The following is a 12,461-nucleotide window of genomic DNA, read 5'->3' on the forward strand; positions in this document are numbered from 1 at the left end:
GCTCGCCATCGCCGGTCCGGACCGCGCCCGGATGTTCGACTGGCGCGACTCCGCCCTCGAGACCTGGCAGCTGCACGCCGACCTCTGACCCGGGGCGTCGGTGCTGGTCGGGCTGGTCGGCGGTGGGCACGTCCTGCGGGCCGGTGCCGACGGGGCGGGCAGCGTCGGTGTCGTCCGCTCCGACCGAGGAGGCGGTCGCCGCACGCTGCGGTCCCCGTCGCCCGACAACAGCCCAGGCCAGCACGAGGGTCACGAGGCCGACCAGTGCGGTGGCGACGACGAGGGCCGCGAGCGGACGGACGCCGTACGGCAGCGAGCCGAAGAGCGTCTGGCGTCCGGCGACCGAGATGCGGAAGACGAGCTCCTCGTAGGACCCCGACCCCCACCACGGCGCCCGGTAGACTCACCGCCGACCGACCGCTCACCGATCACTGAAGGAACAACGCGTGAAGATCCTCGTCACCGGAGGGGCCGGCTTCATCGGCTCGAACTTCGTCCGCCGTACGCTGCAGGACGCCTACCCCGGCCTCGAAGGTGCCGACGTCGTCGTGTACGACGCGCTCACCTACTCGGGCAACCTCGAGAACCTCGCGTCGGTGGCGGACTCGCCGCGGTACACCTTCGTGCAGGGCGACATCACGGACGCCGCCAAGCTCGACGAGGTCGTCCCGGGCATCGACGCCATCGTGCACTTCGCCGCCGAGTCCCACGTCGACCGTTCGGTCCGCGACTCCGGCATCTTCGTCGAGACGAACGTCGTCGGCACCCAGCGTCTGCTCGACGCCGCACTCCGGCACGGCACCGAGCGGTTCGTGCACGTCTCGACCGACGAGGTCTACGGGTCGATCAGCGAGGGCTCGTGGGACGAAGAGCGCCCGCTCGAGCCGAACTCGCCGTACTCGGCGTCGAAGGCCGGCAGCGACCTGCTCGCACGCAGCTACCACCGCACGCACGGGCTGAACCTCTCGATCACGCGCTGCTCCAACAACTACGGGCCGTACCACTTCCCGGAGAAGGTCATCCCGCTCTTCGTCACGAACCTCATCGATGACCGGCACGTGCCGCTCTACGGCGAGGGCGACAACATCCGCGACTGGCTGCACGTCGACGACCACACCCGCGGCATCGCGATGGTCCTGACCAAGGGCCGCGCGGGCGAGATCTACAACATCGGTGGCGGCACCGAGCTCACGAACAAGGAGCTCACCCAGCTGCTCCTCGACGCGACCGGCAAGGACTGGTCGTACGTCGACCGCGTCCAGGACCGTCTCGGCCACGACCTGCGCTACTCGGTCGACATCTCGAAGATCCAGGCCGAGCTCGGCTACGAGCCGCAGGTGCCGTTCGAGCAGGGTCTGGCCGACGTCGTGCAGTGGTACCGCGACAACCGCGCCTGGTGGGAGCCCCTCAAGGAGCGCGCGGCGCTCAGCTGAGCCCGGCGACGACGATGACGCGCACCCTCATCACCGGCGCCGCCGGCATGCTCGGCCGCGACCTCCAGCTCGCGCTGCAGGGCCGTGACGTGACCGCGCTCGGCCGCGCCGACCTGGACATCACCGACCCGGACGCGGTCGACGCGGCCGTCGCCGGCCACGACGTCGTGATCAACTCGGCGGCGTACACGAAGGTGGACGACGCCGAATCACACGAGGACGAGGCCGCCGCGGTGAACGCCACCGGCCCACGGCTCCTCGCCGAGGCAGCGGTACGCCACGGCGCGAAGCTCGTGACGATCTCGACGGACTACGTGTTCGACGGCAACGGCACCGCGCCCTACGCGGAGGACGCACCCACCGATCCGCTGAACGCGTACGGGCGGACCAAGGCGGCGGGCGAGGCGGCCGTCCGACAGGTCGCGCCGGATTCGTCGTACATCGTGCGGACGGCGTGGATCTACGGCGAGCACGGCCCGAACTTCGCCGCGACCATGCTCCGGCTCGCGGCCTCGCACGACACGGTCTCGGTGGTCACCGACCAGGTCGGGCAGCCGACCTGGACCGGCGACCTGGCCGCCCGCATCGTCGAGCTCGTCGACCGGGACGCTCCGGCCGGCATCTACCACGGCACGAACTCGGGCCAGGGCTCCTGGTACGACTTCACGCGCGCGATCTTCGCCGAGAACGGACTGGACCCCGAGCGCGTGCTCCCCACCGACAGCGCGTCCTTCGTCCGTCCCGCACCGCGCCCGGCGTACAGCGTGCTCGGGCACGACGCGTGGTCCCGAGCCGGTCTGGCCCCGATGCGTGACTGGCGCGAAGCGCTCCACGCGGCGGTCGAGGCGGGGGCCCTGCGCCGCTGACTCGTCCTGACGGGGCGACGACGGACGGGAGGCGCGGTGCCAGCTGGCACCGCGCCTCCCGTCCGTCGTCGGTCCGGTGCGCTCCGTCAGCGGACGATCGCAGCCAGCCGCTCGTCGAGCGGTCCGACGGCTGCCGCCGGCCGGAACCGCTCGGCAGCCGCAGCAGCAGCGGAGCGGCGTTCGGCGAGGAACGCCCGGTCCTCGGCCAGGGCACGGAGCGTGGCGGCGAGGGCGCCGGCGTCGCCCGGCGGGACGCCGATCACCGCGTCCCCGAAGGCCCGGCGCTGCGGCGCGGTGTCGCTCGTCACGACCGCGAGGCCGGCGGCCGCGCACTGGTAGACCTTGTTCGGCACGACCTTGCGTGCCTTCGGCGTCGTGCCGAGGATGCCGATGCCGACGTCGTGCCCGGCGACGAGGGCCGGCAGCTCCTCGGACGCGACCCACGGGATCCACTCGGTGGGGGCGCCCCCCGCAGCAGCGGCCTGCGCCGCCTCGAGGTCCTGGCCGGAGCCGACCATCGTGACGCGGACGGGGTCCTCCGGCCGGAGTCCCCCGATCGCGGCGCCGATCGTCGCCGCACCCTGGAGCGGGGTGAAGAGCCCGAAGAACACCACACGCAAGGGCCCGTCGGTGGCTGCCGAGGGCGTCGACTCCTGCGCGGCGTCGTACCACTGCGCCGTGGCCCCGACGGGGACGACGACCGCCTTCGCCCGCAACCGCTCGGGCACCAGGTCGCGGTGCTCGTCGGTGTCGAGGACCACCACGTCGGCGATCCGCAGTGCCGCGCCGTCGATCGCGCGGAGCAGCCGCTGCTTGAGGCCGGTGCCGCCGACCCCACGGTCCTGTGCGGTCGTCGCGGCGAACACCAGGTGGTCGAGCACGATCGGCGTGCGCGGGAAGAGCAGGCGTGCGAGCCAGACGTCGAAGTGCCCCATGTAGCCGACGAGCACGGCGTCCGGCCGGCCGGCGGCCCGCGCGCGCACCGCCTTCCCGGTGAGCCGTGACCAGCTCCGGACGAGTCGCCCCGCCATCTGCACGGCTCCGGAGCGGGCGCCGAGCATCGCGACACGCTCGCGCGTGGAGAGGCCGAGCGGGACGTTCGCCTCGGCGACGACGTGTCCGCGTGCGCGGAGGCCGTCGGCGAGCACACGCACTCGAGGGTGGTCCGCCGCCTGGTATGTTCCGAAGGCCAAGATCCGCACGTGGGCCGTCCTCTCCGATGCTCGCGTGCGCCGCATCCGAGCCGGCGCCCGATCAACCCTAGGTGAGAATGACCGAACCCCAGCAGCCCGCCGGACGCTCCCGGACGAAGACGATCGTCCGTGTCGTCGGCCTGGTCGTCGCCCTCGTCCTGTGCGTGGCCTTCCTGGTCCCGCGCGCCGGGGACATCGTCGACGCGATCGGCCGGCAGGACCCGCTCACCCTCGTCGGCGCGTTCGTCACGGGCGGCGCGGCGACCTACGTGACGTTCCTGTCCTGGCGCGCGCTGATGTCCGGAGCGGGGCACCGCATCCCCCTCGGTGCCGCGCAGCGGGTGTTCTTCCTGTCCCAGATCGGCAAGTACATCCCGGGCTCCGTGTGGCCGATCGTGGCGCAGGCCGACCTGGGCCGCGAGCACCGGGTCCCCGCGGCGCGCAGTGTCGCGGTGGGCATGCTCACCCTCCTCATCAGCTGCGGCGCGGGTGTCTCGATCGCGGCGGTCACGATCCCGTTCGTGCAGCCCGACGCCTTCTCGCGGTACTGGTTCGTGGTGCTCCTCGTGCCCGTGGTCCTCGCGGCCCTGCACCCGGCCGTGCTCCGGTTCGGGCTGCGCCTGGCCTCGAAGGTCACCCGCAGAGACCTCGGCACGCTCGAGATCAGCACCGGCGCCGTCGTCCGTGCGTTCGGGTGGGCGCTGCTGGCGTGGGTGGTGTTCGGCCTGCACATCGTCCTGGTGCTGGTGCCGCTCGGACACGTCGACCTCCGCGTGACGACGCTCACCGTCGGCGCCTACGCCCTCGCCTGGCTCGTCGGCTTCCTGGTCTTCTTCCTGCCGGCTGGGCTCGGCGGACGCGAGGCCGTCCTCACCGCGCTGCTCACCGCCGGGGTGCCGCTCGGCGCGTCAGCGGCGGTCAGCGTCGCCGTGACCTCCCGTGTGCTCCTGACGGTCGTCGACCTGGTGTTCGCCGGGGCTGCCGTGCTCGGGGAACGCCGCCGTCGGCGTGCGCCTGCTGTGGACGAAACCAGCGACCTCCCCGGTTCTCCCGAACGCCACTGGTAGCCTCGTCAGTCGACCCCGGGACGACCCGGGACGCACCACCGAGGAGCCCTGCCAGATGACCACACTCCGCGTGATCGTGGACCAGGTGCTCGCACCGGTACCCGGCGGCATCGGCCGTTACGCGGAGGAACTGACCCGGCAGCTCATCGCGACCGCCCCGGACGGTTGCGACGTCGAAGCGGTCGTCTCCGCGTCCTCGGCCGCCGAACTGCAGCGTCTCCGGACACTCCTGCCCGGGCTCGCCGACCTCGACCGGCTCGCGCTCCCCCGTCGTGAGCTGGCCCTCGCCTGGCAGGGCGGTCTCGCCCACGGCGCCTCGCACGGCATGGTGCACGCACCGAGTGTGCTCGCACCGCTGGTCAAGCACGACCGTGTGCAGGAACCGGGTCGCCAGACGGTCGTCACGGTGCACGACACGGTGCCGTGGACGAATCCCGAGACCCTGACGCCGCGCGGCGTGCACTTCCACAAGGCGATGGTGAAGCGCGCGTACAAGTACGCCGACGCCGTCGTGGTCCCGACCCACGCGGTCGCCGGACAGCTCAACGAGATCCACCGGTTCGACGACCGCCTGCGGGTCATCGGCGGTGCACCGAGCGGGCGCCTTCGCGTGCCGGTCGACGCCGACCTCCGCGCCGAGCGCCTGGGCCTGCCCGACCGTTACGTGCTGGCCGTCGGCACACTGGAGCCCCGGAAGGGCCTCACCGCGCTCATCGACGCGATGGCCCACCCCGACGCTCCGGCCGACGTCCCCCTGGTCATCTCCGGGCCGGACGGGTGGGGCGACGTGGACGTGCACGGCACCGCCGAACGCGCCGGGCTCGACCCGTCACGGGTGAAGGTGCTCGGGCGGGTCGACGACGCCGACCTCGCCGTGGCGTACGACCGCGCCACCGTCTTCGTGTTCCCGAGCCTGGCCGAGGGCTTCGGGCTCCCCGTGATCGAGGCGATGAGCTTCGGCGTCCCGGTGATCCACTCCGACGACGAAGCCGTCAGCGAAGTCGCGTCCGATGCCGGTGTGTGCGTCGCACGGAACCCCCGGGACACCTACCCCGAGCGTCTCGCGCAGGCGATGTACCAGGTCGTCAACGACCCGCACCTCGCGGGCCAGCTCGCCATCGCCGGTCCGGACCGCGCCCGGATGTTCGACTGGCGCGACTCCGCCCTCGAGACCTGGCAGCTGCACGCCGACCTCTGACCCGGGGCGTCGGTGCTGGTCGGCGTCGGTGCTGGTCGGCATCGGTGCTGGTCGGCATCGGTGCTGGTCGGCGCCGGTACTGGTCGGCATCGCTACCGGTCCGTCCGGCAGCGTCACGGCTCGGCATCGATCGTCCGCTCCGCCGTGTCCCTGGCCGGGAGGCCCGTCCCCGACTGCCAGGATCGGCTCATGACCCGTCGTCACCCGTCCACGGCCCTCACCGCCGCCATCACCGTCGGCGTCGGCGCGGCCCTGTTCCTGACCGCGTGCTCCGGCGGCGACACCCCGGCACCGACCCGCAGTGCGACGGCGACCGCGACCGCCGAGCCGACCCGGACCGCGTCCCCGACCCCCTCGCAGACCACCCCGGTCGTCCCGTCCTCGCCGGCCAGCGCGACGCCGACGCCGGGTGACGACGACGGCGACGACGGCTCCGGGCAGGGCGCCGGGAACGGCGGCGGCGTCACCGACCCCGGCACCGTCGACCTCGGCGTCGTGACCCAGCAGGGCATCGCGGCCGCCGGCGGGGGCACGGTGGTCTCCCTCACCGGGTCGGGCGACCTCTGGACCGTGGTCGTCGCGGGGCCCGACGGCACGCTGACGCAGTCCGTGGTGTCCGCCACGCTCGGCCGGGTCACCTCCGGACCGTTCCCGAAGGACTCCGACGCCGCGACGAAGACCGCGAACGCAGCACGTGCCGCCGGACTGCGCGTGGACGCCGACGCCGCCGCCGCGAAGGCCACCGCAGCGGTCCCGGGCAGCACCCTCGCCACCCTGCAGCTCGGCGGGAGCGGCTCCGCGCCGACGTGGACCGCGACGGTGTCCGCGGGTGGAGCCAGCCGCACGGTGACCGTGGACGGCGTGACGGGCGCGGCCCGAGCCTCCTGACCGTCAACCGGCGCCACTGACCTCCCGCGGGCGCGGGCGACGGGCAGGTCAGCGGGCGTCGCGCAGGTCAGCAGGCGACGGGCAGGTCAGGGCGTCGGGCAGGTCAGCGGGCGTCGCGGAGCGCCTGGGCCTTCCGCTCGACGGCCTGCTCGAGCTCGGCAGCGTACTCGGCGAGCCGGGCCGCGACCGTGGGCTCGGACGTCCCGATGATGCGCGCCGCGAGGAGCCCGGCGTTCGCCGCACCGTTGATGGCCATCGTCGCGACCGGGATGCCCGCGGGCATCTGGACGATCGACAGCAGCGAGTCGAGACCGTCGAGCCGGGCGAGCTGCACCGGGACGCCGATCACGGGCAGGGTCGTCACCGAGGCGACCATGCCGGGCAGGTGCGCTGCACCGCCGGCCCCGGCGATGACGACACGGATGCCGCGGCCCGCGGCCTCGCGCCCGAAGCGCATCATCTTGTCCGGGGTGCGGTGCGCCGACACGACGTCCGCCTCGTAGGGGATCCCGAGTTCGTCGAGCACGTCGGCCGCGGCGCGCATGGTCGGCCAGTCCGAGTCGGAACCCATGATGACGGAGACGAGGGGGGCGGGAGCGGCGCTGTCGGTCACCCTGCCGAGCCTAGCGGCGGGTGGCGGGCGTCTCCCACCGGGCCCGCCGGGCCAAGCGGGCCAGCCAGGCCAACCGGGCCAGCCAGGCCAACCGGGCCAGCCAGGCCAGCCGGGTGAGCCGGGCGACGGGACGGGTCCGTCAGCGGACCGTCACGGTGCGGCAACCGAGCGAGGCGTCCCCGCCGCGGCCGAGCCCGGTCGCCGTGACGCACACGGTGTGCCGGCCTGACGCGACGGCCAGCGTCCGCGCGTAACCGTGCGACGATCCGGCGCTGTACACGCGGTCGACGTCGGGACGGGAGCCCGAGGCGGCGACACCCGTCGGCCGCCGACCGTCGATCCGCACGGTGACGGTGACCGGGGTGCTGACCGCGTCCCGGTCGAAGGCCCAACCCGACACGGCCACGCGACGTGTCGCAGGGGACGTCGCGGCGTCGAGCCGGCCGACGGGAGCGCTCGCGGCCACCGTCACGGTCCGGCACACCGAGGTCGGGACGGTGCGGGCCGTGGTGCTCGTGCCACCGGGACCGACGTCGGACACGACCGCGCACACCCGGTGGGTGCCCGCGGGACCGGGCACGACGGTCTGGAACCCGTGTGCTGCTCCGGCACCGGTGGCCCGTGCGACGTCGGGGCGGTCGAGGCCCGCAGTGGTCGTCGCGACGGTCCGACCGTCGACGGTGATGCCCACAGGGAGCGACGCGCCGGGCGCGTCGGCGTCGACCGTCCAGCCCCGGACCGCGATGCCCGCCGGGGCCGTGGTCGCCGAGTCGAGTGCGACCCGCGGTGCCACGGGCTGCCGCGTCGCGGGGGTCGGCGTCAGGACCGGGGTACCGAGCGCGGCGTTCGCGACGAGTGCCCGCGCGTACGCCGAGTACCACGTCCCGGCCCGGGGTCCGCCGTTGCAGGTGCCGTCACTCGCGCCGGGCGTCTTCACCCAGAGCAGTGCGTCGAGCGCGGTGCCGTCGGTGGCCACCCGGGGCGTCGTACCGAGGCCGGCGCCCGGCGCGTTGCACCAGGTCCCCCGCCACCCGGTGCCGTTCCGCGACGTGTCGATCACGTAGTGCGACCCTCCCGTCAGGGCGGAGACGCGCTGCGCGTACGCCTGCTCCTGCGCGACCGGGTAGTAGTTCGCGACGTTGGTGGAGAACCCGCGGGCGGTCTGGACGCCGGCCTGGACGAGCCGGTCCGCCATCGTCGCCGCCGGCACCCAGTTCGAGTTCCCCGCGTCCAGGTACGCGGGGACACCGGCAGCGGTGAAGGCCGCGACCTCGCGCGAGAGGATCCGGTAGCGCTGCTGGTCCAACGACCCGGTGCAAGCGCTGTTGCTGAGCATCGCGAGCGAGTCCGGTTCGACGACGACCACCGCACGCTTCCCGGCGACGAGTGACACGACCTGGTCGACCCAGCGGTCGTAGGAGCTCTCGTCGAAACCACCAGCCGAGTAGCCGCCGCAGTCACGCTGCGGGATCGCGTAGGTGACGAAGACCGCGGTCGTGCCGGTGGCGGCGGCACCGTCGGTGGCGGCGGTCACGGTCTCGGTCAGGGTGGTGCCCTGCGTCCACTCGCCGAGCCAGGTCGCCACCGGGTAGCGGGCGATCGTCGAGGCGGCGGCGGCTCCGGCCGGGTCGGTCGTGCGGAGCGCCGCGGCGGCCTTCGCGGCCTCACCGGTCGGCGGGTTGTACTGTCCACCGCCGTAGACCTGTGCCGCGGTGCGTGCGCGGAGCTCGGTCGGGGTGGCAGCGGCTGCGGGGCTCGAGTCGGACTCGGACAGGACGAGCCCGGAGGCGACGAGTCCGACCGTCACGACGGCGACGGCGAGCGCGACGGCGGACGCCCTGGTCGCGCGCGACGCCCTGGTCGAGCGCGACGCCCTGGTCGTTCGCGGTGCCCTGGTCGAGCGCATGTGGGTCCCCCGGGAGTCAGCGTGGTCAGCCTCCCCATGGCACCACGGCTCGCCCACGACGACCACCCGCCAGTCCGAGTGCCACCCGACGTGGTGGCACCCGGCACAGGGGTCTGACAGGGGCACGGAGCAGGAGACCCTCCCCGCCCGAGCGGCGTCCGTCCGTCAGCCCGCAGCGCGGCAGCCGTCAGCCGTCAGTCATCCGGGGTCAGTCGTCGAAGTGCGCTGCCGCGGCCCGGGCGCGGTACACGACGTCGTCCACGTCGTCTCCGGTCACCGTGACGTGGCCGATCTTCCGACCGGGGCGCGGGGCCTTGCCGTAGAAGTGGTACTTCGCCTCCGGGAACGCGGCGAGCGCCGCCGGGTAGCGACCCGCCAGGTCACCGTCGCCGGGCCCGCCGAGCACGTTGACCATGACCGCGACGGGAGCGTTCGTCCCCGTCGTGCCGAGCGGCAGGTCGAGCACGGCCCGCAGGTGCTGCTCGAACTGGCTCGTGGTCGCCCCGTCGATCGACCAGTGGCCGGTGTTGTGCGGACGCATCGCGAGTTCGTTGACGAGGATCCGGTCATCGTCGGTCTGGAAGAGCTCCACCGCCAGGACCCCTGTGACGTCGAGCTCCTCGGCGACGCGGACGGCGATCGACTCGGCCAGGTCGGCGATCCGACCGGCACTCGAGGGCGCGGGCGCGATCACCTCGGCGCAGACCCCGTCACGCTGCGTCGTCTCGACGAGCGGCCAGGCGACGATCTGTCCGGACGGCCGTCGGGCGACGGACTGCGCGAGCTCGCGGGTGAAGGCGACGAGTTCCTCGACGAGGAGTGCCTGGTCTCCGCCGGACTCGGCCACCGCGATGAACCAGTCCTCGACGTCGGCGGGATCCGTGACGACACGGACGCCCTTGCCGTCGTACCCACCCCGCGGGGTCTTCACGACGGCGCGTCCGCCGTGCTCGGCGAGGAACGCGCGGAGCTCGTCGGCGTCGTGCACTGCGGCCCAGTCCGGCACCGGGAGCCCGAGCTCGGTGAGCCGACGACGCATCGTGATCTTGTCCTGCGCGACCGCGAGCGGCGCGGGGCCCGGCCGGACCGCCACACCGGCGTCGACCAGCGCGGCGAGGACGTCCTGGGGCACGTGCTCGTGGTCGAAGGTGACGACGTCGACGTCCTGCGCGAACGCCAGGACCGTCTCGGCGTCGTGGTAGTCACCCTCGGCGGTCGCGGCGATGGCCGCGGACATGCCCGGTCCCTCGGCGAGGACCCGGATGTCGAGGCCGAGCTCCACCGCTGCGGGCACCATCATCCGCGCCAGCTGGCCACCGCCGATGACCCCGACTCGCAGCGCCATCGATCAGCGTCCCATGCCGTGGTAGGCGAAGCCCGCGGCGCGCCAGGCGTCCCGGTCCAGGCAGTTGCGGCCGTCGATGACGACCGGGGTGGCGACGGCCGCGGCGACAGCGGCGGCGTCGAGCTCACGGAACTCGTTCCACTCGGTGAGCACGAGCACGATGTCGGCGCCGGTGACGGCCTCGGTGACGGTCTCGACGTAGTCCAGCTCGGGGTGCAGACGGCGGGCGGTGACGATGGCCTCCGGGTCGTACGCGGCGACGTCGGCACCGAGTTCACGCAGACGCGCGGCGATGTCGAGCGACGGCGAGTCCCGGACGTCGTCGGAGTTCGGCTTGAACGCGAGTCCGAGGACCGCGACGCGCTTGCCGGTGACGTCGCCGCCGAGGGCCTGCGTGGCGAGTTCGACGACGTGCGCCCGGCGGCGGAGGTTGATCGCGTCGATGTCGGCCAGGAACGCGAGCGACTCGCCCACGCCGAGCTCGTCGGCGCGGGCCTGGAACGCACGGATGTCCTTCGGCAGGCAGCCGCCGCCGAAGCCGAGGCCGGCGTTCAGGAACTTCCGGCCGATGCGGGCGTCGTGTCCGATGGCGTCGGCGAGTGCGGTGACGTCGGCGCCGACGACCTCGGCGATCTCGGCCATCGCGTTGATGAACGAGATCTTGGTCGCGAGGAACGCGTTCGCGCTGACCTTGACGAGTTCCGCCGTGGCCAGGTCGACGACGAGACGAGGGGTGTCCTCGGCGAGCGCGACGGCGTACACCTCGTCGAGCGCCGCGACGGCGGCTTCGCCCTCGGGGCCGGCGGGCACGCCGTAGACCAGGCGGTCCGGCGCGATGGTGTCCTGCACGGCGAAGCCCTCGCGGAGGAACTCCGGGTTCCAGACCAGCGTGGCACCGGGGACGGCCGCGCTGACGTCCGCGGCCAGGCGGGCCGCGGTGCCGACGGGGACGGTCGACTTGCCGACGACGAAGTCCCCGGCGGACAGGTGCTCGGTGAGCGAGGCGACGGCCGCGTCGACGTACGTGAGGTCGGCGGCGCCGGTCGGTCCCTGCGGGGTGCCGACGGCGACGAAGTGGACCCGCGCGCCGGCGACCTCGGCCATGTCGGTCGTGAACCGGATCCGACCGGAGGCGAGGGCCTCGGTCAGGATCTCGGGCAGACCGGGCTCGAAGAACGGTGCTTCGCCCGCCGCGAGTCGTTCGATCTTCCCCGGGTCGACGTCCACCGCGACGACGTCGTGTCCGAGCTTGGCCATGGAGGCGGCGTGGACGGCACCGAGGTAACCGCAGCCGATGACAGAGATACGCACGGGACGACGGTACCGGGTCGTCGCCCGGTCCACGAGACGGTGAACCGCAAGACCACGCGCGGTTCCCCGCAGTGTCTCCGCAGATCGCAGTCGGAGGAAGCGGCTAGCGGTCGTGTCGGGCGGTCCCGCGGACGATGTCGTCCCAGTCGGGTTCGCGGTGCCGACGTCGTGCCTCGTGCGCCTCGACCAGGTCGTGCAGCACGGCGACGACGAGGTCCGCGTGCGGGACGTCGGTGAGCACGAGCGCCGGGTCCTCCCCCGGGAACACGAGCACGTCGCCCGAACGGAACAGCCCCTGGGCACCCTGTCGCCGCACGGTGACGTCGTACCCGCGCGAGTGCAGCAGCTCCCGGCGGGTCCGGGTGCCGAGACCGTGCGAGACCACGAGTCGCCGGGTGGTCACGACGTACCGCTGGGACATCCACCGCAGCAGCGGCACGACGCCGCCGAGCAGGACGAGCACGACGACCAGGACCGCGACCGCGACGTTGAGCCAGGCGAGTTCCGCGCGGAACACCCCGAAGCCGAACCCGCCGGCGGCCGCCACGAGCACGACGAAGACCGCGGGGCGGACGAGTCGTCGGGCGTGTGGCCGGAGCCGGGCGACGACGAGCTCGGGGGCAGGCTCGTCCGTCATGGGC

At 73.4% G+C, this 12,461-nt stretch carries 11 protein-coding genes; 5 read left to right on the forward strand and 6 right to left on the reverse strand.

The features are described 5' to 3' along the window. The first annotated feature begins 446 nt into the window (after positions 1-446). Both rfbB and rfbD read left to right on the forward strand, forming a co-directional pair. Positions 447-1,433, forward strand: coding sequence for a dTDP-glucose 4,6-dehydratase (gene rfbB, locus DEJ24_RS08160; protein ID WP_111044317.1), 987 nt, complete (start codon positions 447-449; stop codon positions 1,431-1,433). Between the two features lie 14 nt (positions 1,434-1,447). After that, positions 1,448-2,299 (forward strand): dTDP-4-dehydrorhamnose reductase, encoded by an 852-nt coding sequence (gene rfbD / locus DEJ24_RS08165; protein ID WP_111044318.1) that lies wholly within the window; start codon positions 1,448-1,450, stop codon positions 2,297-2,299. 86 nt (positions 2,300-2,385) lie between these two features. Here the strand turns inward: rfbD and DEJ24_RS08170 are convergent, their stop codons facing one another. Continuing rightward, positions 2,386-3,501, reverse strand: a complete 1,116-nt coding sequence (locus tag DEJ24_RS08170; protein ID WP_258374764.1) for a glycosyltransferase — start codon at positions 3,499-3,501, stop codon at positions 2,386-2,388. 68 nt (positions 3,502-3,569) lie between these two features. Here DEJ24_RS08170 and DEJ24_RS08175 point away from each other — a divergent pair, with 68 nt between their 5' ends. The 3 genes from DEJ24_RS08175 (at position 3,570) to DEJ24_RS08185 (ending at position 6,645) form a co-directional block, all read left to right on the forward strand. Then, complete coding sequence (locus DEJ24_RS08175; RefSeq protein ID WP_111078209.1) at positions 3,570-4,559, forward strand: YbhN family protein; 990 nt, start codon at positions 3,570-3,572, stop codon at positions 4,557-4,559. 55 nt (positions 4,560-4,614) lie between these two features. Continuing rightward, entirely contained in the window at positions 4,615-5,757 is a 1,143-nt protein-coding gene (locus DEJ24_RS08180; protein ID WP_110902732.1) for a glycosyltransferase family 1 protein, read from the forward strand. Between the two features lie 189 nt (positions 5,758-5,946). Next, positions 5,947-6,645 (forward strand): hypothetical protein, encoded by a 699-nt coding sequence (locus DEJ24_RS08185; RefSeq protein WP_111078210.1) that lies wholly within the window; start codon positions 5,947-5,949, stop codon positions 6,643-6,645. Between the two features lie 103 nt (positions 6,646-6,748). On the opposite strand, the gene purE is transcribed toward DEJ24_RS08185, so the two are convergent. The 5 genes from purE to DEJ24_RS08215 all read right to left on the reverse strand — a co-directional run bounded on the left by purE (position 6,749) and on the right by DEJ24_RS08215 (position 12,457). After that, positions 6,749-7,258 (reverse strand): 5-(carboxyamino)imidazole ribonucleotide mutase, encoded by a 510-nt coding sequence (purE, locus tag DEJ24_RS08190; RefSeq protein WP_258374610.1) that lies wholly within the window; start codon positions 7,256-7,258, stop codon positions 6,749-6,751. Positions 7,259-7,397: 139 nt separating this feature from the next. Further along, positions 7,398-9,065 (reverse strand): glycoside hydrolase family 6 protein, encoded by a 1,668-nt coding sequence (locus DEJ24_RS08200; RefSeq protein ID WP_111078213.1) that lies wholly within the window; start codon positions 9,063-9,065, stop codon positions 7,398-7,400. A gap of 307 nt (positions 9,066-9,372) precedes the next feature. Then, a complete protein-coding gene (locus DEJ24_RS08205; protein WP_111078214.1) occupies positions 9,373-10,509 on the reverse strand; it encodes a 5-(carboxyamino)imidazole ribonucleotide synthase in 1,137 nt (378 codons plus the stop codon). Positions 10,510-10,512: 3 nt separating this feature from the next. Next, complete coding sequence (locus DEJ24_RS08210) at positions 10,513-11,820, reverse strand: UDP-glucose/GDP-mannose dehydrogenase family protein (protein WP_111078317.1); 1,308 nt, start codon at positions 11,818-11,820, stop codon at positions 10,513-10,515. Positions 11,821-11,923: 103 nt separating this feature from the next. Next, positions 11,924-12,457: a PH domain-containing protein gene (locus tag DEJ24_RS08215; RefSeq protein WP_111078215.1), complete on the reverse strand. Its 534-nt coding sequence runs from the start codon at positions 12,455-12,457 to the stop codon at positions 11,924-11,926. Positions 12,458-12,461 lie beyond the last annotated feature (4 nt).

This window comes from Curtobacterium sp. MCPF17_001, assembly GCF_003234615.1.
GTDB lineage: Bacteria > Actinomycetota > Actinomycetes > Actinomycetales > Microbacteriaceae > Curtobacterium.

Excerpts from the sequence above, each read along its gene's own strand:
- rfbD (WP_111044318.1), top strand. The coding sequence starts at position 1,448 with ATGACGCGCACCCTCATCACCGGCGCCGCCGGCATGCTCGGCCGCGAC.
- DEJ24_RS08175 (WP_111078209.1), top strand. The coding sequence starts at position 3,570 with ATGACCGAACCCCAGCAGCCCGCCGGACGCTCCCGGACGAAGACGATC.
- DEJ24_RS08180 (WP_110902732.1), top strand. The coding sequence starts at position 4,615 with ATGACCACACTCCGCGTGATCGTGGACCAGGTGCTCGCACCGGTACCC.
- DEJ24_RS08185 (WP_111078210.1), top strand. The coding sequence starts at position 5,947 with ATGACCCGTCGTCACCCGTCCACGGCCCTCACCGCCGCCATCACCGTC.
- DEJ24_RS08205 (WP_111078214.1), bottom strand. The coding sequence starts at position 10,509 with ATGGCGCTGCGAGTCGGGGTCATCGGCGGTGGCCAGCTGGCGCGGATG.
- DEJ24_RS08215 (WP_111078215.1), bottom strand. The coding sequence starts at position 12,457 with ATGACGGACGAGCCTGCCCCCGAGCTCGTCGTCGCCCGGCTCCGGCCA.